Here is a 25501-nt window from a genome sequence, read left to right on the forward strand (position 1 = left end):
CTTTATTCTCCCTAGGTATATAACGCCTTGTTAAGGTGTGAGGCACGCAATACCGAAGCTTCCGCATACCACCTTAACCACTAAAACCAATGCATAGTAAAAATGCCACGCGTGCCGAATCACTCTTGAACAATTTGTTATGTAGCCGACTTTCAGGGTAGTGCTTTCTGTCCAATTTGGATTTTGGGCGCAATACCAGCTTTGCGATACAAAGCTAGAGCAGATTCATTGAAAGAATATACTTCTAACCACAGCTCTTCTCCGCCGTTAGAAATAGCCCTTTCCTCAAATGCCTCTATTAGCGCCCGTCCAACACCCTGACTCCTAAAGCATGAATCCACAACAATCTGTTCAACGCTTGCGATCTTTCGCTGTTTGAGTGTCCAAGACTTACGAACCCATAGCTCACCAAAAACAAAACCTACTAACTGCCCATTACTTTCGGCTACCAGAAAAATCGAGCTTTCACTTTTGATTATCTTGTGTAGGTCTATTTTTTGTTCAATTTCTTCCGGTGATAAAAAGTCATCAGGTAAATTTGCATGATGATACTCATTAAGCTGAAACTGTAGTTTCTTGATAACACTGATATCTTCAATGCGAGCTTGCCGAATATTTAACATATATAAATCCTTTTAACTTACCGTCCTCTCGCGGCTACATAACGCCGCATTAAGGGGTGAACAACGCATTCCATCCGAATTAAACCATTGTGCCGTAAACACTAAAGCTAATTCAAACCAAAATTGCCACGCGTTGTGAATCCCTCTTGAATGCTTTGTTAGTTGCCAAACTTAAAGCTTTGAGTTGAAGTTGATTACCACTGTGCCAACACTAATTTTACGTGTTTTGGAAAACTCAAGTCAGGCGCAGATTCAAAGCGCCTGTTACTGAAACCACTTGGAATACGCAACGCCGTAGAAAACGAACTGATAACACCAAAAAGACCTTTTGGACAAGCAATGTCACCAAGCTAACTTTCAACGAGTAAATTAGCGTCTGAAACGGCAAAACAAAACCACAACATTAAAAATCGAACACAATTTCAGCAAACCATACCAAGACACAAACAGCACAAAGTTGCACAATCCATTAGCTCTAAACATTCTGCTTTAGCTACGTTTTCCTCGTTGGCAACTAACGCCCAATTAAGGGGTGAACAACGCCTCCACCCGACTAAAGCATTGTGCCATAAACACTAAATTTGAAGTAGAAGCAAAAGTGCCAAGCGTTGTGAATCCCTCTTAAATTGCTTGTTATGTGCCGCAGATCAATGTCGTAAGCCAGACAAACCACGACAATTTAAGAACTCAACAATTGAGAACACTAATCATGAAATACGCGACTATCATTACCACTGCTGCACTTATTTTCTCTTCTATCGCATGTGCTTCTGATGAAAAGAAACGTACTTTTAAAATCGGCGACAACGTCGATGAAGTTCCTTGTACATGTGTTTTCAATAAAAACCGAACGTGGAACCCCGAAACCATAATGTGGAAAAACGAAGAGTGGTACTGCTCAAATTATAATGACGACGGTACGTGCGCTTCAGTAGCGCTAGTTAACCCTACTAAACTCGAAGCAATATGCGACGGCGACACTGTTCCACTTCACTGCATATTTAATCTAGAAAATGCGCCAAAAACCGTGACCATTGAGGGAAATTCTTGGGAGTGTGGAGCAAGAAACCAGCTTGATAATATGTGTATCAAAGCCGTTAAATCTCAATAGGCATATAACGCCCAATTAAGGGGTGAGCAACGCTACCACCCAACCTAAAGCATTGTACCGTAACCACTAAATTTGAAGTAGAAGCAAAAATGCCAAGCGTTGGGAATCCCTCTTAAATTGCTTGTTAGTTGCGTTCTGACCATTCCGACCGTAGCACCCCATATTTGACGGAGTCATAGTACTCACCCTTGTAGTAACGAACCTTTCTAAGTCTTGCTTCTTGCTGAAAACCCAGTTTCAAAGCCAAAGACATCATTCGAGGATTACCCGACCAAGTAGTTAAACCAACCCTCTCGATTTCTTTGGTTTCGAACAAGTACGATACCCATAAAGGTAGAGCACGCGCAGCAATTCCATTACCCCAAGACTGTGCATCATAAATAACTACACCAGCTTCAAGCCAACGCGTTTCTTCACATTCCCAGTAGCAACTAACCGTTCCAACAGGAATATCGTCAACAGTAATTAATTGTAAGTCTGAGCCTGCTAGTAAACGCTGAAATGATGAACTTTCAAACTGTTCTAATGTTGGGTGAGAATACGGAAAGTAAGGACCATTGAACTTCATCCATTCATCATTTGAAATAACCAAAGAATGGAGAGATTCCAGTTCGCCTTCCTTTGCTGGCCTAATATCTACTTTCATATCTTCCTCAATACTTCCAGATTCTTTGTAGCAAACTAACGCCCTGTTAAGGTGTGAGCAACGCATTACCGATGCTGCCGCATACCGCCTTAAACACTAAAATCAACGCATAGTAAAAATGCCACGCGTTGCGAATCACTCTTAAACAGTTTGTTATATGCTCACACGCACGTCTAAATATTACAGTAAATGAGTTGGCGGATTACCGATAGGGGGTAACTCTGGCATTTTCCCAAATAGTGCCAACAATAATTTTTGGAAAGATTGTAAGTAGTGCTCTTCAGATGATAAATCGATATAGACTTTTGAGTGAAGAGCTAGGGGGATATTTTTTCCGTTCGAGTTCTTTGCAATTATAGGAATATACTTTCTATGATTTGTATTTTGAAACAAATCACTACTTATAATTGACTCTTCATAACCCACTCCACCAGAACGACTATCTGACTTTTCTTTGTACTTTTCAGTGCATACGATAAGAACAAAGTCTGAGGTTGAAATCGACTTCTCCATAAATTCCGTAATTGGATCTCCAGGTCGTAGATACCAATCATCAATAAAAGCATCAACACCACTTTGTCTTAGCTCCGTTGCAAATTGAGCAACCCACTTTTTATGAGCTTCATTATCCCAAGAGTATGAGATGAAGACCTTTGGTGGTCGATGTGTGATTTTATCAGTTTTTTCAACATCTTCGTCAATGCGTCCTCGCTTCACATAAGTACGTTTCTTCCGTACTTCAACTTGAACTGAGTTGTCATTCGGATTATTGAATGTGAGTGTAGATCGTTTCTTTCTTTGCAGCTTGAGTCTTGTCGGTGGTTCTGATGAACTATCAAATTCAGAACGTAAAAAAGCCAGCAAGACCCTCTTATCTTCATCGGTAACTTCATCATTTTCCGACGAGTGATTCAGACCAGCTGAAGATAACTGATCTAGCAATCGTTCTACAGGTGTACCGATTTCTTCTGCTAGTACTTTTACCGAAACGTATTTAACCATCAAAACTTCCTAATTTCCGTACTTCAATTAATTTTGGCATTGGTGTACCCCACTAAATTCAAACCGGCCACCATAAACACGAAACCCAACGATGGAATGAAAAATGCCAAGCGTTGGGAATCACTCTTAAATGCTTTGTTATGTATTTTTTTTCAATTTGTCTAATACTTTAGTTGTTAGAACTTCGAACCAAGCTATAAAATATGCACCGAAGAAGCCACAAAACATTAAAAAGACAAACATCATGGCATATTCATCTAGCTTATATCTATCAGCTTCTGAAACATCGTGAAAAAACGTATAGATAAAAATAACAACTGCAAAACCCAATGTTGAAATAATAAAATTATTTCCTACAGAGTTTTTGTACATTCGATACTCATCCACACCTCTTGACGCGATAATTGAGACGATTACAGGTAGCATCACCGTTGAGAACTTGTACACTCCTTCGTAATAATAGCCTAATGGATACAAAACGATAGTAGCCCAAACAGCAATTTTCAACTGTATCGTATGCTTTTTAAATAACGATTCATTAGAGATATAATGCTTTGTTACTTGAAGAGTTTTTTCTAGCGATCGTTCATAATATTGGGAACCAAAATCTCGTTGATTATGATACAGTGCCAACAATATTGAAAGCACAATAACAAACGTTAAGTAATTTGCAAACCCAACATCACTCAATTCCCCCAAAACACTCCATGCTGTAGCTAGCACATAAGAAATAACAACAATAAGGAGTAAAAATACAGCATCTAACTGCGATTTACACAAAGCTTTATAATTATCTGTCATACAACCTTCATATATATTAATGACCTAGCTAAAAATACATAACGCCGCATTAAGGTGTGAGCAGCGCTTGCCTATACTTTGAGCGAAGCGAAAACGGCAAGCGTTGTGAATCACTCTTAAACAGTTTGTTATAACACAGTTTTACACGTCATCTTCCGATAAAATTTGACGACAATTACGAACTGTTAGTACGCGGATTTCGTGACTTAAACTGTAGATAATACGATAGTGACCAAAGATGATTTCGCGATAGCTCGTGTGGGGCATTTCAGGAACAAACCGCCCCATTTCAGGCATACTTCCAAGTAGTTCAGTTTTATCAAAAACTTCGTTTACCCACCTCTCTGCTGCAGGTGGATTATCCAAAGAAATAAACTCCGCTGCATCACCTAGTTTCTGAAGTGCTAATGGAGACCAGACTACTTTCATTTTTTAATGCGCCCAAGTACTTGAGCACGCGCATCATCATTGGAAACACCGAGACCAGAAGCTAACTGAGCTTCTGCTGTGCGCATTTCTTCCAGTAATTCGATTTTCTCTTGCATTGCTTCATACTCAGCAACATCGAGAACAACAGCAACACCTTTGCCACGTTGCGTAATAACCAATGGGCGACGAGTCTCATTGATTTGTTTGATGTATGAAGCTACACCGGCACGAAACTCAGACAAAGGCTGAATATCTTGATCGAAATGAATACGACTCATATTGAACTCCAGTTAGTACAAAATAACGTACAAATAATAGTTCAACTGACCCTTTTGAGCAAGAAGTTGATTCTGTGTTATAACGCCTTGTTAAGGGGTGAGCAACGCAATACAAAAGCCGCCGCATACCACCTTAAACACTAAAACCAACGCATAGTAAAAATGCCACGCGTTGCGAATCCCTCTTGAACAATTTGTTAGCTTGATATTAACCGGCTCTTTGATACCTTCCATACAGCCATAAACCTAGCAACACTAAACTAGGTAAATACCAAGACATCGAAGGGTCATTGTACTTGTTGACCAAAAGGTGTAAAAAATTAATAAACAAGGTTAATTCACATGCTACGTAACTAACAAATAATGTTTTTAGCCATTCTAAAAGCTTTTCAGTATTCGATTTAAGCCATACCTGTTCGTCCAATATAAAGGTCAAAGACACAAAAAACGCAACAAACACGCAAACTATTCGAAGCGGATCTACTTCAAAAAGGTCTATTGATACATTCAATAGAAAGTTACTTAGCAGAAGTAGTTGAAGAAGTGGCATCCCGTCCTCTTTGCAAAAAGGCTTATGTTAAGTTCACCGGTTGTGGTTTTCTTGGTTGGAAATTTCGATAGCAAGCTAACGCCTTGTTAAGGGGTGAGCAACGCAATACCGAAGTTGCCGCATACCACCCTAATCACTAACACCAACGCATAGTAAAAATGCCACGCGTTGCGAATCCCTCTTGAACAATTTGTTATATCCGTTCTTAATTGGCTTTCAGAACCTTTTTTAGAGAGACATTTCGCGCGCAAATTGATACGCCTCATCATGTGAAAAACCATTCGCTAGTGCGTAACCTGTTATCACCGACCTCCAGCAATAATTGTCATGAGGCTCAAATCCACCACTTTTGCTTTCTACATTTTCAATAAACGACTTCTTTAATGCTAAAAACTTCTCTTTACTTACCAAATCTTGTTCTTTAGTCATCGAATACCAAACCTTTGTCCATTAAATCCATAGCAAACATATAAGCCTTACCTTGCTTATAACCATGTCTCATCGCATACCCAGCAGCCATTGAAAAAGTACTTAACTCTGCATCTGGGTGCCAAGAAGCTTCCTGCTCTAAAACTTCTTTTTTGAACTTATCTTCCATGTCAGCAAAACTTATTAACGTCATTTGCTCTCTCTATCATCTATCTACTTTAAAATTGAATGCGTGAGGATATAACGCCCTGCTAAGGGGTGAGCAACGCAATACAAAAGCCGCCGCAAACCACCTTAATCACTAAATTCAACGCATAGTAAAAATGCCACGCGTTGTGAATCCCTCTTGAGCAGTTTGTTAGTTGGCAAACCCAAACGGTTGATTTTAGGTTATTTTAAACTTTAAAAACACCAAACTTTATGTGCATCTATACCCGCAAGTCAGGCGTAGTCTCAAAGCGACTACTCAATGAAACCACTTGGAACAACCAACGCCGTAGAAAACGGACTCACAACACCAAAAAGCGCTTTTGGAAAACCAATCTCACAATGTGGACTTTCAACAAAGTCACTGAAACCACGTGAACTTACCACACCAGAGAAAACGTCCTTTCAGCAAGTAAACCAGCTTTTAAAACGACAAATTCAAAGAGCAAAGTTTCAGCAAGAAAGTACGGCTCAGTTGCACCAAAAGTCCCGGCGCCAAAGAACAAGTCAACTAGTGCAACGATGCCAATTTTGGATTTTTATCAAACTAATTAATAGTGAGTTCGAACGCCGATACGACCATTTTAGCTTTGAGCTTTTACCGCTAGATCTTGCGATATAGCTGCGTTTTTCCTCTTGCCAACTAACGCCCTGTTAAGGGGTGAGCAACGCAATACCGAAGCCGCCGCATACCACCTTAAACACTAAAACTAACGCATAGTAAAAATGCCACGCGTTGCGAATCCCTCTTGAACAGTTTGTTAACTGAGCGCCTTTCAGTTTTCGCCGTTCTTTCAGCCACTTTCGCCAAAGCTCGTTTTGCTAATTAATGATTAGAAAAGCTAACCCAAATATGCATTTAACCAAAAGATTACCGTTTATCTTTAGTTTGAAATGCGTCTCACAACACCATACTTCGGCGATGTAAGTGCGCCGAACTAATCGCGAATGCCTTATTTTATTAGAAGGCTTTGTGCCGCCTTTCACATCAGTAAACTTAAGTATAAAACTGAAATTATTCGCATTAGCTCAGCTAAGGAAACCGACCGAACACGCTAAACCTCTGAACCTAGAAACTGTATCATTGTTCTTTCGTATTTTCTGCGCCAGTTAACGCCCTGTTAAGGGGTGAGCAACGCAATACCGATGCCTCTGCAAACCACCTTAATCGCTAAGACCAACGCATAGTAAAAATGCCACGCGTTGCGAATCCCTCTTGAACAGTTTGTTAGGTGGGATTTTCGCACGCCATAAGCAATGCTTTCAGCTCTAAATTCAATGAAGCCTCACCAATTTTTCTTGCTGAATTTCCCAATTGATTGCGGTAATTACAATCGGCTCCCGCCTCTAATAATAACCTAACACCTTCAATATTCTCATTGATTGCAGCAATCATTAATGGTGAGTTGTAAACATACTCCTGAGTAAGAAGTAAATTGGGATCACCTCCATTATCAAGAAGTAGCTTTAATATTTTGTTATTGGAGAAGTTAGCAGATGCAAAAACTGGGCTATTCCCTTCATAATTCTGTATGTTGGGGAGCGCACCACTTGATAGTAAAGTTTTTACCAGTTCATGGTCACCAAGAAATGACGCCATGAGTAATAGTGACGCTCCACATGAATTGACTGTATTAACGTCCATTCCCTTCTTCAACAAACGTTGAGCATACGAGCTGCTTTTTCCCTCAATCATCTGATAAATTGCGATATTTATAGGACTACTAGGGTCGTTTCTGCTTTTGCAAGAACTTGAATCACTTGTCAAAAACACTATGGATAAAGCTGCTAGTAAAAATCGCTTCAAAATAATCCCTCCTAACGCCGCATTAAGGTGTGAGCGGCGCTTGGCTATACTTGAGCGAAGCGAAACTGCCAAGCGTTGCGAATCACTCTTAAATGCTTTGTTAGCCCTGTGGTTGACTAGTACATATAACCTAGCCAATCAAAATGTCCAACACCCCACTGCTTATCTCTGAGTGGTTTCACATACAGTTCATCAATATGCTCTACAGCAACTCCAAAGTTGGTGTGCTCGTGAAGCCTTAACCAAGACTGCATACACTGAACTTTGTTAAAGCCATTTGATGAGTAGAAATCATGTAACTCAGATATGAGGATTATGAAATCAACGTCTTTAGTTTCGGCAAATGCCGATACTTCTGACAACATGAAAGAGCCAATACCTTGCCCTCGATAACGTTCATCAACACAGAAGTCGATTACGCCCAGAACCTTATGTATTTCCCCACTGACGCTAACAACGCGATAATCCAGTCCAAGATAGCCAACCAACTGTTCACCTTGAAAATGAAGGGCACGCATATGAGGTAACTGCTTAAAGTAAGAACGACTTACTTGGTGGTCTGGAAAAGCTTGATTTCTTAATGCTTCGATTGCCTTATGATGCAATTCTGAAACATCTATTTCTTGTACGATTTCCATATCATTTCCTAAAAAAGGGCTAACGCCGCATTAAGGTGTGAGCAGCGCTTGCCTATACTTTGAGCGAAGCGAAAACGGCAAGCGTTGTGAATCACTCTTAAATGCTTTGTTAAGCATCATTATTCCAACACCCCGAACTTTGGCTATCAAAGAAGTCTATTTCAAAATCTCTACCAAATGTATCGAGTATTATTTCCGAAACTCTACGGCAATATGCTTGATCATTGCCATAAACAGACACTGCAATTCGCTTAACTTTTGAAACTTTAATTCTCTCGATGATATGCACATCATGTTCACCTAAGCCCCACCCATATATCACCAAACTTTTTCCGAGATCTGGCAATACTTCTCTGTATGTCGTGTATAGATAATGACTATTTTGTATCGCTCTAACTTTTTGAGTAGTTACCCCTTCACTTACAAATAGAGGTATATAGTTGCCAGTTTCCCACTTACTAAGAATGCTTCTGAGAAGATCGATACTAGAACGACTATCTAATTTAATTTCCTCCTCCACGACATTGCGGGCAAGTGCCAAATTTCCATGAGGATAAAATACAAGTGTGGTACGCCTATCTCTTTGATTCAGAGACTCTCTAAACCTTGACCAATCCTCGTCAAACTCACCGCTTATAAAGCAATCTTTAAATCGGTGTCCATCGTCAGCACGATTAGACTTCATAATTACCCAGTAAAGTGTTAGGTCGTAATTAAGAGATAAGACCGTTTTAAAGCGACTAAGGAAAGAACCTATTGCATCTAAGTCATCTTCAACTTCACTGTATTCAGGATGTATGCTTCGGACTGCTTCGATCAGACACTGCCTTACATGCTCATACGCTTTTTTTGTTGCTTTATCTTTTATACTGAGCGCCGCATTAACTTTATTGGCTTGCCAAACCAACCGTAATATCAGTTCAAAATCGTCGGTTTCGAAATGCTCAAAGAGTTTTTCGACTTCCTCAGAAAGTAACCCATGCTCAATCGCATGTTCTTTTAAAGAAGCGTAGGAAAATGATCTATTGATGCTAATTGAAGCACCATTGCCTAACAATATTGAATGCTTATAACGCCCTTCAAGATCCGACCAATCATTTATCTCGTAACTCAATATTACCTCCTGATGCTTAACGCCCTGTTAAGGGGTGAGCAACGCAATACCGAAGCTGCCGCATACCACCTTAATCACTTAAACCAACGCATAGCGAAAATGCCATGCGTTGCGAATCCCTCTTGAACAGTTTGTTATGCCGATACTACCAGTTGCCACAAAACTGGCTTTCACACGGTATACCATCGTTGTCACCGTCTATTTTGACATTAGGACAGTTTGATAGATAAAACTTAGCTTCGTTGCACGATACCATCTCACTACAGTAAGTTTTACCTTGGCAACTAAAACCCATGTTTTCATATTCCGGATTTAATGTCGGCTCTATTCCGAATAGATAGAATCCCGCACCAACAATACCAATAAACACTGCGGACAATAACATTGAAAATGGATTGACTTTGTTGGGCTCTACACCGAGCAACTGTGCCGTCGATGCACTTAATTTTGGAGCATTGTTTACCAATTGAAACTCGACTTGGTCACCTATTTGTGGACGTCGATAACCCTTTTTGAACTTGGAGACATGAATAAAGATATCTCCATCAAGTTCTTCGGAATTTATGAACCCAAAACCTCTGTCATCAACCCAGCGAACAATTATTCCTTTCATAATCTCCCCCACTTTCCATATATCACTTTTAGATAGACCCTAGCTCTAACTTAATAAAGTGTCTACTAAACATGGGAGACTCGAAGGCATAACGCCACATTAAGGTGTGAGCGGCGCTTGGCTATACTTGAGCGAAGCGAAACTGCCAAGCGTTGCGAATCACTCTTAAATGCTTTGTTAGTTTTATTTGTTGCGATTTTTCAACTGCTCGATCAAAGAGTCTACTTCTCCTTCCACGTCGAAAGAAACTGAATCAGTGCCTTTGTTTTGTAGTTCTAGATCTAATTCTAATTTCGTTGTTCCGTCATTACGGCGTATGACAACATTGTCTTTATTCTTGACGGTAAATGGTCCAACTTTTTGCTTTTTGTCTAGTCTATCTTTGACATTCTCAGCCGAACGTTCTGAGGTAGAATAAATTTTGGACTTCAGGTTTTTCCATGGTTCAGAGTTAACAATAAGGTCATTTGAAAGGTTTGCAATTACACCACCGATAGCCCCAGCGACAACCGTACCGAGAAATATTTCCCAAGAACCTTTCTGAGCATCAGTTAGATACAAGTCCACATTTTTTCTAATGCTCTTTTTTAAGGAAGATTTACTAATGTATGGATACTCTTCCACCATAGCATCGAAAATTCCTTTTTCTATTTCTCTTTTCAGATCTGAAATAACCCCGTACATTGAGTTCATCGAAAGATATGAACCTGGGGTTTTAAATTTGATACTGATTTCCATTTTATCTCCTTAAAACTAACGCCGCGTTAAGGGGCGATAACGCGATACCACTTAAACTTAACCATTGTGCCATAAACACTAGGGCTGACTTTTAAGCTAAAGCAGCCAAGCGTTAGGAGTCCCTCTTAAACGCTTTGTTAGGCTTTTGCTGCATAAGATACTCAAACTCATTTTCACTAACTGTTTCAAAGCCTAGCCTTGAATACAAATGTTTAGCTGGATTTGTTTTGACTACACTAAGCCCAACCGCACTGTTTGTAACGTTAGCTTTACCAATTAGCATTGAAATTAGAGAACTCGCTATTTTTTGATTTTGATAGTTTTGATGAATTTGGACAAGATACCATTCGTTGGATTCTTCGTTAAATTTTGCTTTGAACAAACCAGCCGAAGAGCCATCAACTTCAATAATTTTCGCATGTTTAAATTCGTATAATATTCGACTTAAATATGCATCTTTCGTTATAGGCATACCACAATCTTTAAGGTACTGACCCATCGTGATATCACGTAGATTAAGAAGAAAGTCGATATCTGAATCTAATGCTTGTCTCAATGAAATTTCCACTATTCCTCCAAGTAAGCCTAACGCCGCATTAAGGGGTGAACAACGCAAACCACCCGACCTAAACCATTGTGCCGTAAACACTTAAGCTAATTCAAACCAAAACTGCCAAGCGTTGTGAATCCCTCTTGAATGCTTTGTTAGTTGCCAAACCCTAGGCTTAGGTTTGGAGTTTATTATCGCTTTGCCAACGCTAGCTTTATATACTTTGAAAAACTCAAATCAGGCGCAGTTTCAAAGCGTTTGTCACTGAAACCGCTTGGAACACGCAACGCCGTAGAAAACGAACTGACAACGCCAAAAAGACCTTTTGGACAGACAATGTTACAGAGCTGATTTTCAACATATAAATCAGTTTTTGAAACAGAAAAACAAACCACACAAGAAACAAAGCACGATTTCCAAAACCTAAATTACTAAGAATTGAAATACGTAAACCTAACCAAAAATACACGGGCATTAACCCTGAACATTCTGTTTTGGCTGCGTTTTCCTCGTTGGCAACTAACGCTTTGCTAAGGTGTGAGTAACGCAATACAAAAGCTACCGCACGACGCCTTAATCACTGAAGACACCGCATAACAAAAAATGCCACGCGTTACGAATCACTCTTAAGCAACTTGTTAGTACGCTGCCCGTGAACATTTGGCACATGCCAAGATATTGAAATATAGCACGAAACTTCTGGCTTATAATGCTGAAGCTAAAGGGACAACTGCCAAACTAGAACTCACTCTCAAAACGCAAGTTGGCGAGAAGAAAAATATGCTTAACTGCCCTATTGTCCCCGTTTTCAAATTTGCAAAGGATACAGGCTGCAGAACTAAACGGCAGCGCCAAAGAAACTCAGTGTTTGACGAGAATCTCCCAGCACCAAAGAAGCCACACCAAAGAAATAGCCCTAAAGTTAGAAACCGTAAACGGTGAAGTCAAAGCGAAAACTCCGCATATAGTGCCACCGGAAAGAACGTGAAAGGCACATTTGGTCAGGTGTAAAACAAGGAAAAGAAACCGATAAACACCGAAAACTATTACCTTTGATGCCAATCCAGTACTAACGCCTTGTTAAGGTGTGAGGCACGCAATACCGAAGCCGCCGCATAACACCTTAACCACTAAAACCAACGTATAGTAAAAGTGCCACGCGTGCCGAATCACTCTTGAACAATTTGTTATGCATTATTCTTCGTAGCCTCTAACTTCGATACCATTCTCGAGATCAAAGATAGGAAAGTGACCCAATTCTTTAGCTATTGATTTAAGCAGATCTACATCTTGGCTACGTTCAAATGCCACATTCGATTTCGGTCTATAATTCTGTGGGATAGCTACTGACAATATCCACTTGTATTCGAAAGGTTGAAACCTACCGTCTGCAAACCTATGTGGCAGTAAGTCATGGCTTCTGGGTAAACTGTGAACTTCTTCATGCTCAGAGTCGATAAACCTCCAATATGATACTTCCACCTCAATTCCAGCATCAGCCCAAGCTGAAAACAACTTAAACCACTTCGAATTACTCATATATCTTACAGAGTATTTCTTGCAAGCTTTTTGGTACTCTAAATCCATTGAAGTCCTCTATTGCATAACGCCGCATTAAGGGGTGAACAACGCCACCACCTAACCTAAACCATTGTGCCGTAAACACTTAAGCCAATTCAAACCAAAACTGCCAAGCGTTGTAAATCCCTCTTGAATGCTTTGTTAGTTGCCAAACCTAAAGCGTTGATTTGAAGTCTATTGCCGCTTTGCCAACACTGTCTTTACGTGTTTTGAGAAACTCAAATCAGGCGCAGTTTCAAAGCGCCTGTCACTGAAACCACTTGGAAGAAACAGTGCCGTAGAAAACGGATTAACCACACCCAAAAGCCCTTTTTAACCGACAATGTAACAGTACTGACTTTCAACAAGTGAATTGGCTCTGAAACAGAAAAGTTAACAGCAAAAGAAACCAAAGTTCGAGCTTCACAAACCAAAAGGACTCAAAATTGCCTTGCGAAACCGAGCCGAAAACACACGAGCATTAACCTTAAATACTCTGCTTTAGCTGCGTTTTCCTCGTTGGCAACTAACGCCCGCTTAAGTGGTGAGCAACGCAATACTGGTGTTGCCGCATACCACCTAAATCACTAAATTTAAACGCATGATAAAAATGCCACGCGTTGCGAATCCGTCTTAAAGCGTTTGTTAGTTTTACTTGTATATTGATCTATAACGCTCTTGAAGTTCTTGCACTGGGCGCCCTTGGATTTTACTGAGCAAGTTGTAATTAACCGATGGCACTTTAGTTAAAATGTCTACTGCCTGAGGGTACGCATCGTACGTTGGTAGAGACGTAGTTATTAAACCACCAAATTTCTTTAATATTTTTGAGTCAATTTTTCCTTTGACAGCTTGAGAAAAACCAACAAGGAAGCAACTGATTTCCACCAACAGATCGTCGGTCATATGCAGACACCTTTCCGTTAGGTCGCTAAGTAACGCCATATTACCTACACCTAGTAACCCCTGAATTTGCTCAAAATTTAGTGGTTTACCAAACGTATCTGCAAGCTTTGGCATCAAAGCTTCAATTTGTTGATTACGTTTTTCCCATACTTTTATAACTGTATTAAAGTTAGAAATTATTGTGGATATAAAATCTAGGGCAGACCATTTATTAAATGGCTTTTCCTTGTTCTCTGTAATAAAAGATAACGAAGGTAAATCAAAGTCAGCTCTGGTTTCTTTAAGAAGTACAGGAGGAACACCCAACATCCGATTTATGGGTTCTTCGGTAATCATACCGAAATAGTTAGACTTAATACCAATTAGGCTTGAGCGAATAGTTAATGCAGATAATAGCGTTTTATTTACTGCTTTTATCTTATCTAACTCAATTTTAGTATACTCCTGCTTATTGACAGTATAGTAAGCTACGCCTGCACCTAGTCCACCAGACACCAAAACACTTCCGATAGGTAAAATATAGTCTTTTACATAAGTGGAATGTAACCCCTCGATAGCTGAAACTATTAATTGAACATCGCTACTCAAATGTACCTCTCAAATTCGATTGTAAAACTAACGCCGCGTTAAGTGGTGAGCAACGCTACCACCTTACCTAACCCTTTGTGCCGTAAACACTAAAGCTGAATCAAACCGAAAATGCCAAGCGTTGGGAATCCGTCTTAAACGCTTTGTTATGTACGTTTCACGGCGACCACTGAATATATGTGCCAATGTTTCGTTGCACCTATTGTTGTTTGACCTACTTCATCTCGTTCAGACCAACTAACTATGTCAAAATTAGTTAGCATTGCTCGAATCTCTGATTCTGTGAAAGGTGAAGTTGGAACGCGAAAACCTGAAGCCCAACTATCTTTATAACCCATAAAGTCGCCAGCAAATACCCCACCGACAACTAATGAGGATTCAATGTTATGCCAAATCGTCGAAAACACAGTTGGGACTGCAAAAAACAAACTGTTATTTGCAATTACTACCCCCGATTTTGGGTACCGAAACGATTCAAACGAAGATTGCTCAATGTTAATTTGTGGATTTGAACCAAATCTATCATTACAAATAGTTATTGAATCAGGATTAACGTCAAACCCAAACACCTTGTAATTTTGACCCGATAGATAATCGATATCACTGCCGGTTCCACAACCACAGTCAGTGGCTACTTTGAGGTTTGATTCATTAAGTCTGACAGCAAATTCAGTACGTTTTGAGTGTGGGCGAGACAGTGCCTTTTCGTAGTACTGACGCCAATTTTCAGTATTTTTATCCATAAATCTCTTATTTTCCGTAAAAGTACATAACGCCTTGTTAAGGTGTGAGGCACGCAATATCGATGCTTCCGCATGACACCTGAACCACTAAAACCACCGCATAGTAAAAATGCCACGCGTGCCGAATCACTCTTGAACAATTTGTTATGCTGTTTTAGCGTGCACGTCACAATAACCACGAATCTACTCTGTTTTAATAGGATGGATTTCAACCCAAGATCCATTTTGTAATTCGTAAAAATGCTTATCGCCATCCAGCGTTATCTCATCTTCAATTACCATGTGTAAACTTCCAAAGTAAACTGATTGAGCAAATCCGCTTGGAAACTTCAATTTGCTTCTCTCGACTTGAAAGACAATACCCATTGAGTACTTTCCTGGATTACCTTGCTTTGTTCCACTCCCTTTAATTACAGCACCAGCACTAACCCACGTCACTGGATTCTTATGGTCTGCCCATCCAAAGTATCTTAAAAAGGTTTGAATTTTGAACCAACAATCATTTCTCTCTTTCAAACCATAAGGAGATAATTTCTTGTTATTTATCTTTTGAGTCATATCATCTTTACTTGCAAGATGAGTAACCCAAATTAGCTCACCTTCTCTAAACTGTTTGTAAAATCTAGTTTGATCTATTTTAATAAATGGTTTTTTAAATATCCTAGCCAACACAAAGAATACAATCATTAGGAATGGCAACCAAGAATAAGGAATAACATCTATCCAACCCATATCACTTAAAATAAAATAAGTAGAGACCATAAGAAAAAGTACAAATGCATTCAACATTAATACTCCTGCATAATACTTTTTATAACTACTTTCCATTTATACCTCTAGAAGTAAGTTGCTAAATTAATCTATTTCAGCAGCATAACGCCTTGTTAAGGTGTGAGGCACGCAATACTTAAGCTTGCGCATGCCACCTTAACCACTAAAACCAACGCATAGTAAAAATGCCATGCGTGCCGAATCACTCTTGAACAATTTGTTATAAGCGTGGTTTGAGCATGTGCACGAACTGTTCGTCCTGCCCTGTAACCTCAAAGCCAAACCTTTTGTAAAGTTGCCCTACTCGGTTTCCTTGTAAGTAGCAAAGCTTTATCGGTAACGACTTTTGTTCAGCCAGCTCAATGACAGCTTTTAATACTTGGCTACCAATTCCTTTACCCTGATGTTCTGGTAATAGGAAAAAGCGACCAAAGTACAGATGCTCAGAATGGCACTGCACCAAGTAACTGCCCACTGCGACTCCATCGACTTCGATGATGGTTGGCTTTTCTTCGACCCACTCATTGTGATGAATTTCTCTTTGAACACTTTCGTCCCAACCAAATACAGCTTTGATTGGTTCAAATTCTGCTGATTTCTTAAGTTCGAATAGGAACTCATAATCACTATTTTCAGCTTTACGGGTTTCGTACACCTAACTCTCCAAACCTACAACTAAGGATAGCTTATAACGCCCTGTTAAGGTGTGAGCAACGCAATACCGAAGCTCCCGCATACCACCTTAAACACTAAAACCAACGCATAGTAAAAATGCCACGCGTTGCGAATCACTCTTAAACAGTTTGTTATACCACTGTCTCAACGTTTTTCACTGAATGCCATCTCACAAACAGCCTTTTTACAAACATCTGGTATTCAACAATATCGTCTTCACATAATGGAATAGGTCGAAACTGTTCCGGGGGAGCATGAGAAATTGCGTTCCTTAGGTTTGCCCAAAGTAGCAATTCGTCGATCTCATGCTGCTCGATTTGATAGCCACTGTTAACTAAAGCTTCTAGTTTTGACTTAAGCCCGAACAGCTTCTTGGCATTTTTATCTACAAGCTGATAAGTGATAACTGCTTCAATTAATCCCTGAAGCCTCCAGAGAGCAAACTGCCAAAGATACTGATTATCGGTATAACGATAGTAAGCAACGTCATCAAGGATATCATCCGCAATTTCAGAGCTTTCACTACGAACCCTTGCGGCTTCAGATTCATACTGATGATTTCGCGCTTCTATCATTTCACGCACAATTGATACTGCATGATCGAAGTCGGATTCGGTTACACCATAAACCCAGTAGTCATTCTCTGTCAGATTTTTTAATTGCTCACGCATTTTATCTCCGAAGTGGTATAACGCCGCATTAAGGTGTGAGCGACGCTTGGCTATACTTGAGCGAAGCGAAACTGCCAAGCGTTGCGAATCACTCTTAAATGCTTTGTTATGTGTTTGCCAAAAGTAGTAAAGGTGACAATACAAAAAATACGCACCCAAACAAAAAAAAGTAAAAGAATAACAGGAAAACTATTTCTGAAAGAGTTTTTCCAACTTTGGCGACCGACTCGCCTGCGTCCGTTGCAGCAATTTTTACTGCAACTGGGCCGGTTAAGATGACTTTCTTTCTTGAGAAAAACTTCGCCGAAATCATACCCAAGACAAACAACAAGTAAATGCTAAATGCCGGAGCAACTAATAGTTCGTTCAATGAAGCTATCACCGACGCGATAAATGCAAATAAAACCATCGAGATGAAGGATATTGCCCAAATACTCAATATTGAAAACTTGTTAAAGTAGGCAAACTTCTCAGCCAACAACTTGGGAAGGTAGTACATAATAATCCTCTTTTACACATAACGCCCGCTTAAGTGGTGAGCAACGCAATGCGATGCTGCCGCACACCACCTAAATCACTAAAATCAACGCATGGTAAAAATGCCACGCGTTGCGAATCCGTCTTAAAGCGTTTGTTAAATTTTCAACCACAACGTCCTGAATGAACGCCCTATTTTGGGTGTATAGTCAAATAACTTACCAGATGGAGTAATTTTTTGAGTAATGCTGTATGGGTGACCATGCGCATCATCAAATTCGATGTTGAACTCAATTTGAACATCTAGTCGTTTCAAGTCTTCCGAACTCACCCCAGAGATATTTGACGAACGCATTTCTAGTAATTGCCCAGGTAAAATCGTAGGTGTTCCCATGCTCTGAGAATCAGATTTACCACGTATTACTGTATGATACTTTAAATTCAATGCTGGCCCACCAGATACGTTCTTTACCTTAGCATTCACTCTAAAGTTTTCATCCGTTGGCTCAAACTCCACGTGCTCAATAGCAATCCATGGTCTAATGTCCTGCTTCTTATTTAGAACAGCTGTCAAAAGAGCGACAAAAGCAATCGCAGCTGAGAATATCGATACTATTATCGCAATTTTATCCACTGTACCCTCCATGAAATTTAACGCCCAATTAAGGTGTGAAGCACGCGACCACAAAACCTAATTTGACCACCTTAACCACTAAACTTAACTCAAACCAAAAATGCCAAGCGTGCTGAATCACTCTTAAATTGTTTGTTATGACAACAATTGAAAATATGGAAATTTGTCATTCGCAGAATTTGTTCTTTGGTTAAATCTGAAAAATGGCTGTACACTTAAAATCCTGTCGACGTCATCACTTTTTTTCTCCCTATATGGATATTTGACAACCACGCACATCTTATCTTGAGAAAGATTAGCAACTGCTTTTCCATACTCATTAGGGAACATATGAGTACCAACTTCTAAGTGTTTTTCGACGTATTGTATAAATGACTGGAACGCCGTTGGCTTGGGTTTCGACCCTTTAAAGAAAATACGATTGACTTGGTATAGGCACGACACCACGAAGCCAAGGGAGTAACGTAAAAAAAAGTCATACGATATAGCAGTAGAAGCACCTCGATACTCTTCATGGATTCTTGGACAAGGCCCCAGCAACTCTTTTTCTCCAACAACATTTGAAAAGTAAAAACCATCAACCAATTTTCCTTCATGATCGGTTACTGTAAGATATCCAACACTGTGAGCATCATGCTTAATGACATTAGACATATCACGAATCATCTTGTGTGTTTGACTTACACTATCTTTAAATAGCGTATATTTTTCAGAGTTGTTTTCTTTTAACCATATATCTGCATTTTTATTATCTTCATGAGATGGTTTCGTCAAAGCCTTCATAACCAGAAGTAAACGGTCATAAAAGGAATCGAGCTCACAGATATAATTGCGTATAGACTTCTCCTTTGACTCATCAAGGACATGCCTTGACCTTCCATCTATAAACTCATTCAAAGCAAATTCTAGTTTTTCAATCGAATTTTTTAAGATATCTGCAGGATGCTTGATACGAAGCTCTTCATGATAAACAGTATCGATCGATATAAGGTTGCTATACAACTTTAACCCTGTTTTTGTGCGAAACTCGAAGTTCCATTGTCTCTCCTAACTATGTTGTCATAACGCCGCATTAAGGGGTGAACAACGCCACCACCTAACCTAAACCATTGTGCCGTAAACACTTAAGCTTATTCAAACCAAAACTGCCAAGCGTTGTGAATCCCTCTTGAATGCTTTGTTAGTTGCCAAACCTAAAGCTTTGGTTTGAAGTTGATTACCACTTTGCCAACACTGTCTTTGTGTGGTTTGAAAAACTCAAATCAGGCGCAGTTTCAAAGCGCTTGTCACTGAAACCACTTGGAACAAACAGCGCCGTAGAATACAGCCTAACAACACCAAAAAGCTCATTTGAGAATGACAATATTGCAAAGCTGACTTTCAACAAGTAAATCGGTTTCCGAAATAGAAAGACCGAGCCGCACAAAAAACGAAGAACGATTTTCACAAGCCCAAATAACTAGAAATTGAAATAAGAAAACCTAGCCAAAAACACACGGACATTAGCCCTAAACATTCTGATTTAGCTGCGCTTTTCTCATTGGCAACTAACGCCTTGTTAAGGTGTGAGGCACGCAATACCTAAGCTTCCGCATAACACCTTAACCACTAAAACTAACGCATAGTAAAAATGCCACGCGTGCCGAATCACTCTTGAACAATTTGTTATACGAATTTCTTCAGTGCCAACACTTGCTGTTCAAATAACTCACAATCTGACTTTGAGTATGACTTGGCGACATTAACCCATTGAACGCCCGTTTCATCTATGTGGCGAAACTCGACTTGAAGCGCATATTTAGAACAACGAAGAAGAGCAAAAACGAAACCTACAGCCGTCAAACTAAGGACTAAAACTTGTAGCCATTGCGGTGCCTCTTCAAAGCTTGGAATGGCTAACCAAACAGCCCCTGAAAAAATAAACACCCAGAATAACACTTGACCTAAATTATCAAGAAAACTTAACTTTTTAACCCTAGCATTGTTTATCTTAGACAAAGGATATGAGTCTTTCTTAAACCTGAACTCTTTTGAATCCAAGCTAAAATCAGTACTCTTGTACATAAATTCCCTCTATTCGTATAACGCCCTGTTAAGGGGTGAGCAGCGCAATACCGATGCTTCCGCACACCACCTTAAACACTAAAAACAACGCATAGTGAAAATGCCACGCGTTGCGAATCCCTCTTGAACAGTTTGTTAGCCGCTCATTCTCAAAGGTTACTGCTTACTCAACAAGAACTTACGCAAATCTCTCTCTGCACGCATAACAAACAGAATAAACACTTTGTCACCGTCTTGTTTATAGAAAACGCGACATGGATTAACGACAACTTCACGATAACTTAAATATTCTAGTTCAGGTGGAATACGACCTGACTCCGGGAAAGTTTGTAGGCGTTCGACTTTGGAGAAGATCGTTTGTACTAACTGCTTTGCAGCTACGATATTTTCAAGAGCGATATATTCAGCGATATCATTGAGGTCAGATAACGCTGGTTCAGTCCAGATTACTTCAGCCATTTTGACATTCTGTCCTTGGCTTCATCATGACTTACCACTTTACCGTCAGCTAGCGCACGCTCACCTCTTGCAATACCCTCAAGAATAGCTAAACGATTTTGCATAAATTCGTAGTCATCAACATCAACTAGATACGCAGATGGCTTACCATGCTCAGTAATTAACACGGGTTCTTTGGTGTCGTGGAGATCGGCGAGGATCTTAGTTGCTTGACGTTTAAGTGATGTAACTAGTTCTACTTTCATGAGAGCTGCTCCAAAGGAATACTAAAGTGATACTATTCTATCACTTTGAGTATAGCAAGCTCCATGACGGCTAACGCCGCATTAAGGGGTGAACAACGCATTCCACCCAAACTAAACCATTGTGCCGTAAACACTAAAGCCGATTAAAACCAAAACTGCCAAGCGTTGTGAATCCCTCTTGAATGCTTTGTTAGTTGCCAAACTTAAACCTTTGATTTGAAGTTAATTTCCGCTTTGCCAACACTAACTTTACGTACGTTGAAAAACTAAAATCAGGCGCAGTTTCAAAGCGCCTGTCACTGGAACCACTTGGAACATACAACGCCTTTGAATACAGCCTAACAACACCAAAAAGCTCATTTGAAAAGACAATATCACAGAGCTGACTCTCAACAAATGAATTGGCTTCTGAAACAGAAAGTCCGACCACAAAAAACCAAAGCTGATTTGCTCAAACCTAAAAGACTAAAATTTGGAATACGAAACCGAGCCAAAAATGCACGAACATTAGCCCTAAATATTCTGCTTTAGCTGCGTTTTTCTCGCTGGCAACTAACGCCGCATTAAGGTGTGAGCAACGCTACCACAAAACCTAACCATACCACCGTAAACACAAAACCCAACGATGGAATCAAAAATGCCAAGCGTTGGGAATCACTCTTAAATGCTTTGTTAGCACTTAGATATCACCACAGTTCAAATTCATCATCATCATGAATATTATTATCAAAATACTCTTCATCCATTTCATCAAATTCGAAATAACTATGAACCTCATGATCACTATCGAATATTTGGTCCATAAAATCTCCCGGTAGTATAGTATTTTTAAAATCGAAGATAGGTTTACACTTCGCAGTCTCGTCATAAAAAGAAACTGAATTTTTCAAAAGAGCGCTAAAGTAGTAATCATCTTTTATAAACTGGGTATCCGCATTTTTTAGCCAGCAACGTCTACCAGCTTCATAGGCAATCAGCCAATCACTGCTGTACAGCGCATCTGTTGAAGCAAACTGCCTTAAAGTAGCAACTTTTAAGTTGTGTTTTATTACACCAGACTCATAAAGGTCAATAATCAAAAGCTTACAGACCCCACTAGACATGCTTTCGATTTCTCGTACCACATCCCGGCTAAGTGAGATGCCAACTTCTTTGCAAAGCCATAAGAGCCAAGATACTTCACCGTGATGATCCGATATTGCATGTGACTTAATCAAATTGCCACAGAACCTAGCTAATGCCATTTTGTTGATTTCATAACCGAAATGGTTATAAGTACTTAATATTGTTACGATAGTTTGTAATGTGTTCGGAAAACCATAACCACATTTCAGCAAGTACGATTCAAAAACAGACCAATTTGGCTTCTTGATGATTGATGACGATATCTGTTTAAGAGCGTATTTTACCAAGCTTTCATCGTTGAACTTACTTTCCAACCCAAAGACACATTCAAAATAATTATGTATATCATCTCTTTGCTGTTTTCTACTTTCGGATATTTTTAACTTTCGAACACTATACTTCCAAGACTCTTCAACTAGTTCCTTAACCTCTACTATTTTAGTTTTTGAAGGATTAAGCTGTAGCTCGTAGTTACTAACGACTTTGTTCAACAACCCTAGCGCTCTTTCCGTTTCCTCTCGGGTATTAAAAAACAAAAAGAAGTCGTCAACATACCGAAAACCTGCGGGCCAATAACCGAGTAATTCATATAAGTCTCTGTCAATTGATGTACCAATAATTTCGGAAACTATATGTGATGTATCCGGTCCAATTGGGATTCCCATTGTTTGGCCTTCTTGAAGTGCCATCGACTTAGCATCAATTATATTCCCAAAGAATTCATCAGTATGGGATGTATTTTTCTTTGCAACAGATTTTGAGTGAAGAGCCCAAGGTATAGAGTGCGTGTATATTGTTGGAAAATAACTCGTAATATCAGTCACTAATGAAAACTGATAACCTGACGATTTCTCAAGTTTCGCTTCGTAAAGTGCGTTAAACTTGCTAATTTCGATTGCCCTTAAACCTGGATTTATTTTAGGCTTACTCAAGGAAAGGCTGCTTTTTCTATAGTGCCTTTCTATTTTTGCCCAATGCTCGTCGATTTCCTTTGAAATAAAATAATAACCAATTGGGTTTAGTATACTTGTGGCTCTTCGGTAATATGATGATCTTGCGACGGAGTACTTCTCCGACCTAGTTCTAGGTGTTCCTTTTTGTGAGTTCCATTTAGGCTCAAACTTGGTGTACTTCTCTGCAAATGAACTGGTGTTGAATGCAGGGGGTAATTGAACCGGGAAATAACCATACTTAATTAAATTTTTTGTCCTACTCACCAAAACTCCTATTATTACCTGAGTGCTAACGCCCAGTTAAGGGGTGAAGCACGCAATACCGATGCTACCGCATAGCACTTCAACACCGAAACCACCGCATATCAAAAATGCCACGCGTGCTGAATCCCTCTTGAACTGTTTGTTAGCACGCTGCCCTTTAAGCCTTTGGCACACACCAAGATATTGAAATATAGCACGAAATTTATAACTAAAAACACTGAAACAAAACGGGTAGCTGCCAAACCAAAAGCTAACTTCAAGATGCAAGTTGGATAGAAGAAAAATATGCCAAAGTGCCCTTTTTCACCGCTTTCAAATTAGCAAAGGATACGGGCTTCGAACTTGAACAACGGCGACAAAGAAACGCTTTTTACCTAAAGTTCCGCAGCAATAAAGAAACAACACCAGAGAAATAGCCCGAAAGTTAGAGACCGTAAACGATGAACTCAAAGCGAAAACTTCACATCTAGTGCCACCGGAGCGAACGTGAAAGGCATATTTGATCAGGTGTAAAGCTAGGAAAAGAAACCAATAAACACAGAAACTTTTAACCTTTGATGCCTACCCAGTGCTAACGCCCTGTTAAGGTGTGAGCAACGCTATACCGATGCCGCCGCATACCACCTTAAACACTAAACGCAACGCATAGTAAAAATGCCACGCGTTGCGAATCACTCTTGAACAGTTTGTTATAGCTCAGCGATGTGCGACAGGGTCTCTGGATGACGCTGAACCAGCTTTAGAAGGGTTACTGCTTGTCCATTTGGTGCGCTACGACCTTGTTCCCAGTTTTCTAACGTACGAGATGATGTGTGCAACAAACGAGCAAATACACCACGAGACATATTAAACTGTTCTCGAATACTCACGATTTCATCTGGTGAGATATTTAACTCACTGATGTCGTTAACTTGATGAGTTTTAAGGGTAAGCTTGCCCTCTGAATGCTCTTTAGCCTCAACAAGTGCTGAACTTAACTCCGCAAATAGATCACGATTGCTCATTACGCCACGCCTCCATAAAAGCCTTTAGTTGTTTCTTTTGGTCTGCGGTTAAGTCGGACATTTCATTCTTGCCGTAAATCGTCAGCAAGTAGAAACGACGCTTCTCATCGAGGAAGTAATAGATAACGCGAGAGTCGCCACGCTTGCCCTTACCTTTACTTGCAACTCGAATCTTTCGCAAACCACCTGTACCTTGAATCACGTCACCCTGCTTCGGGTTAGACATTAACTCTGCTTGAAAAAGCCTAAACTCATCATCGCTGAGATATTCATTACGGTACTTTTCAAATATGGTTGATTCGACAAATACACTTTTCATACGCAAAGTATACGCAAGTAACGTACAGATAGCAAAACTATACGTGATTAACGTAGCTATAATTTTTGGAGCAGTAAATCTGACCTGAGCTATAACGCCCAATTAAGGTGTGAGGCACGCAATACCGAAGCTACCGCATACCACCTTAATCACTAAAACCAACGCATAGCAAAAATGCCATGCGTGCTGAATCACTCTTAAATTGTTTGTTAGCCCTTTACAACAAAGGAAACCATGGGCTTATATCCTTTAAGCGATGTCCTTTATAGTGTTTAGAGTTAGCGATTGCATGATAAGACCTAGTTAAACTCACTATTGCTGGAATAATGAGCAAACAGAATAGCCACTGAATTGGATCAGCAGTATCCTTCCCAATCATAAATAACCCAGTCATTTGAGAATTCTCCACATTGAGAACACTTTTGGCTAAGAGGAATCGACTCAGACTCTGCATTACAGTTAGGGCAACGTCCTTTCATGACTACATGTACCTTTTCGTGAGGGCTA

At 39.8% G+C, this 25501-nt stretch carries 30 protein-coding genes; 2 read left to right on the forward strand and 28 right to left on the reverse strand.

Going from position 1 to position 25501, the window contains the following annotated elements; translation table 11 throughout:
* Positions 1 to 152: 152 nt before the first annotated feature.
* Positions 153 to 623, reverse strand: coding sequence for a GNAT family N-acetyltransferase (locus tag ACHFJ9_RS16555; protein WP_104969551.1), 471 nt, complete (start codon positions 621 to 623; stop codon positions 153 to 155).
* A 709-nt stretch (positions 624 to 1332) separates the two neighbouring features.
* Between ACHFJ9_RS16555 and ACHFJ9_RS16560 the strand changes: the two genes are divergently transcribed.
* Entirely contained in the window at positions 1333 to 1734 is a 402-nt protein-coding gene (locus tag ACHFJ9_RS16560; protein ID WP_395355559.1) for a hypothetical protein, read from the forward strand.
* Positions 1735 to 1858: 124 nt separating this feature from the next.
* On the opposite strand, the gene ACHFJ9_RS16565 is transcribed toward ACHFJ9_RS16560, so the two are convergent.
* The 7 genes from ACHFJ9_RS16565 to ACHFJ9_RS16595 all read right to left on the reverse strand — a co-directional run bounded on the left by ACHFJ9_RS16565 (position 1859) and on the right by ACHFJ9_RS16595 (position 6062).
* On the reverse strand, positions 1859 to 2380 hold the full coding sequence (locus ACHFJ9_RS16565; RefSeq protein WP_395355561.1) for a GNAT family N-acetyltransferase: 522 nt from the start codon (positions 2378 to 2380) through the stop codon (positions 1859 to 1861).
* Between the two features lie 180 nt (positions 2381 to 2560).
* A complete protein-coding gene (locus tag ACHFJ9_RS16570; RefSeq protein ID WP_395355563.1) occupies positions 2561 to 3382 on the reverse strand; it encodes a translation initiation factor IF-2 associated domain-containing protein in 822 nt (273 codons plus the stop codon).
* A gap of 138 nt (positions 3383 to 3520) precedes the next feature.
* Positions 3521 to 4183: a hypothetical protein gene (locus ACHFJ9_RS16575; RefSeq protein WP_053319074.1), complete on the reverse strand. Its 663-nt coding sequence runs from the start codon at positions 4181 to 4183 to the stop codon at positions 3521 to 3523.
* 141 nt (positions 4184 to 4324) lie between these two features.
* Complete coding sequence (locus tag ACHFJ9_RS16580; protein ID WP_193621677.1) at positions 4325 to 4612, reverse strand: type II toxin-antitoxin system RelE/ParE family toxin; 288 nt, start codon at positions 4610 to 4612, stop codon at positions 4325 to 4327.
* Complete coding sequence (locus ACHFJ9_RS16585; RefSeq protein WP_000086647.1) at positions 4609 to 4890, reverse strand: type II toxin-antitoxin system Phd/YefM family antitoxin; 282 nt, start codon at positions 4888 to 4890, stop codon at positions 4609 to 4611. Before ACHFJ9_RS16585 ends, ACHFJ9_RS16580 begins: the two co-directional genes overlap by 4 nt.
* A gap of 778 nt (positions 4891 to 5668) precedes the next feature.
* Positions 5669 to 5869: a hypothetical protein gene (locus ACHFJ9_RS16590; protein ID WP_025543657.1), complete on the reverse strand. Its 201-nt coding sequence runs from the start codon at positions 5867 to 5869 to the stop codon at positions 5669 to 5671.
* Complete coding sequence (locus ACHFJ9_RS16595; protein ID WP_395355566.1) at positions 5862 to 6062, reverse strand: hypothetical protein; 201 nt, start codon at positions 6060 to 6062, stop codon at positions 5862 to 5864. Before ACHFJ9_RS16595 ends, ACHFJ9_RS16590 begins: the two co-directional genes overlap by 8 nt.
* Positions 6063 to 6338: 276 nt before the next feature.
* On the opposite strand from ACHFJ9_RS16595, the gene ACHFJ9_RS16600 reads away from it, so the two are divergent.
* The gene (locus ACHFJ9_RS16600) at positions 6339 to 6698 is read left to right on the forward strand and encodes a hypothetical protein (RefSeq protein WP_395355568.1); all 360 of its coding nucleotides are present in this window, start codon (positions 6339 to 6341) and stop codon (positions 6696 to 6698) included.
* Between the two features lie 606 nt (positions 6699 to 7304).
* Here the strand turns inward: ACHFJ9_RS16600 and ACHFJ9_RS16605 are convergent.
* The 20 genes from ACHFJ9_RS16605 to ACHFJ9_RS16700 form a co-directional block, all read right to left on the reverse strand.
* Entirely contained in the window at positions 7305 to 7883 is a 579-nt protein-coding gene (locus ACHFJ9_RS16605; protein WP_048625632.1) for an ankyrin repeat domain-containing protein, read from the reverse strand.
* A gap of 116 nt (positions 7884 to 7999) precedes the next feature.
* Positions 8000 to 8521 carry a GNAT family N-acetyltransferase gene (locus ACHFJ9_RS16610; protein WP_109170508.1) on the reverse strand — a complete coding sequence of 174 codons (522 nt, stop codon included), beginning with the start codon at positions 8519 to 8521 and terminating at the stop codon, positions 8000 to 8002.
* A gap of 109 nt (positions 8522 to 8630) precedes the next feature.
* Entirely contained in the window at positions 8631 to 9635 is a 1005-nt protein-coding gene (locus ACHFJ9_RS16615; protein WP_395355570.1) for a DUF4917 family protein, read from the reverse strand.
* A 145-nt stretch (positions 9636 to 9780) separates the two neighbouring features.
* A complete protein-coding gene (locus tag ACHFJ9_RS16620) occupies positions 9781 to 10248 on the reverse strand; it encodes a cold shock domain-containing protein (RefSeq protein ID WP_395355572.1) in 468 nt (155 codons plus the stop codon).
* Positions 10249 to 10431: 183 nt separating this feature from the next.
* Positions 10432 to 10986, reverse strand: coding sequence for a hypothetical protein (locus ACHFJ9_RS16625; RefSeq protein ID WP_395355574.1), 555 nt, complete (start codon positions 10984 to 10986; stop codon positions 10432 to 10434).
* Positions 10987 to 11098: 112 nt separating this feature from the next.
* Positions 11099 to 11554, reverse strand: coding sequence for a GNAT family N-acetyltransferase (locus ACHFJ9_RS16630; protein ID WP_395355576.1), 456 nt, complete (start codon positions 11552 to 11554; stop codon positions 11099 to 11101).
* Positions 11555 to 12730: 1176 nt separating this feature from the next.
* The gene (locus ACHFJ9_RS16635) at positions 12731 to 13123 is read right to left on the reverse strand and encodes a hypothetical protein (protein WP_395355578.1); all 393 of its coding nucleotides are present in this window, start codon (positions 13121 to 13123) and stop codon (positions 12731 to 12733) included.
* A 624-nt stretch (positions 13124 to 13747) separates the two neighbouring features.
* Complete coding sequence (locus tag ACHFJ9_RS16640) at positions 13748 to 14590, reverse strand: hypothetical protein (RefSeq protein WP_395355580.1); 843 nt, start codon at positions 14588 to 14590, stop codon at positions 13748 to 13750.
* A 146-nt stretch (positions 14591 to 14736) separates the two neighbouring features.
* Positions 14737 to 15333: a class I SAM-dependent methyltransferase gene (locus ACHFJ9_RS16645; RefSeq protein ID WP_103410840.1), complete on the reverse strand. Its 597-nt coding sequence runs from the start codon at positions 15331 to 15333 to the stop codon at positions 14737 to 14739.
* A gap of 183 nt (positions 15334 to 15516) precedes the next feature.
* A complete protein-coding gene (locus ACHFJ9_RS16650; protein ID WP_395355582.1) occupies positions 15517 to 16161 on the reverse strand; it encodes a hypothetical protein in 645 nt (214 codons plus the stop codon).
* A 163-nt stretch (positions 16162 to 16324) separates the two neighbouring features.
* Positions 16325 to 16759 carry a GNAT family N-acetyltransferase gene (locus ACHFJ9_RS16655; RefSeq protein WP_025543071.1) on the reverse strand — a complete coding sequence of 145 codons (435 nt, stop codon included), beginning with the start codon at positions 16757 to 16759 and terminating at the stop codon, positions 16325 to 16327.
* A gap of 151 nt (positions 16760 to 16910) precedes the next feature.
* Positions 16911 to 17450, reverse strand: a complete 540-nt coding sequence (locus ACHFJ9_RS16660) for a hypothetical protein (protein WP_019278123.1) — start codon at positions 17448 to 17450, stop codon at positions 16911 to 16913.
* 634 nt (positions 17451 to 18084) lie between these two features.
* Positions 18085 to 18561, reverse strand: a complete 477-nt coding sequence (locus ACHFJ9_RS16665; RefSeq protein ID WP_395355585.1) for a hypothetical protein — start codon at positions 18559 to 18561, stop codon at positions 18085 to 18087.
* A 135-nt stretch (positions 18562 to 18696) separates the two neighbouring features.
* Complete coding sequence (locus ACHFJ9_RS16670) at positions 18697 to 19563, reverse strand: hypothetical protein (RefSeq protein WP_395355587.1); 867 nt, start codon at positions 19561 to 19563, stop codon at positions 18697 to 18699.
* Positions 19564 to 20226: 663 nt separating this feature from the next.
* A complete protein-coding gene (locus ACHFJ9_RS16675; protein ID WP_145473824.1) occupies positions 20227 to 20625 on the reverse strand; it encodes a hypothetical protein in 399 nt (132 codons plus the stop codon).
* A gap of 156 nt (positions 20626 to 20781) precedes the next feature.
* A complete protein-coding gene (locus ACHFJ9_RS16680) occupies positions 20782 to 21084 on the reverse strand; it encodes a type II toxin-antitoxin system mRNA interferase toxin, RelE/StbE family (protein ID WP_203520146.1) in 303 nt (100 codons plus the stop codon).
* Complete coding sequence (locus tag ACHFJ9_RS16685) at positions 21072 to 21329, reverse strand: type II toxin-antitoxin system Phd/YefM family antitoxin (protein ID WP_087025375.1); 258 nt, start codon at positions 21327 to 21329, stop codon at positions 21072 to 21074. Before ACHFJ9_RS16685 ends, ACHFJ9_RS16680 begins: the two co-directional genes overlap by 13 nt.
* Before the next feature lie 686 nt (positions 21330 to 22015).
* Positions 22016 to 23671: an RNA-directed DNA polymerase gene (locus ACHFJ9_RS16690; protein WP_395355590.1), complete on the reverse strand. Its 1656-nt coding sequence runs from the start codon at positions 23669 to 23671 to the stop codon at positions 22016 to 22018.
* A gap of 689 nt (positions 23672 to 24360) precedes the next feature.
* Positions 24361 to 24675 (reverse strand): DNA-binding transcriptional regulator, encoded by a 315-nt coding sequence (locus ACHFJ9_RS16695; protein WP_017049537.1) that lies wholly within the window; start codon positions 24673 to 24675, stop codon positions 24361 to 24363.
* Entirely contained in the window at positions 24662 to 24994 is a 333-nt protein-coding gene (locus tag ACHFJ9_RS16700) for a type II toxin-antitoxin system RelE/ParE family toxin (RefSeq protein WP_395355592.1), read from the reverse strand. The genes ACHFJ9_RS16695 and ACHFJ9_RS16700 overlap by 14 nt, the downstream gene beginning before the upstream one ends.
* Positions 24995 to 25501: the final 507 nt, after the last annotated feature.

The sequence above is a fragment of the Vibrio sp. D3 genome (assembly GCF_043995865.1).
In the GTDB taxonomy this organism is placed as follows: Bacteria; Pseudomonadota; Gammaproteobacteria; order Enterobacterales; family Vibrionaceae; genus Vibrio; species Vibrio diabolicus.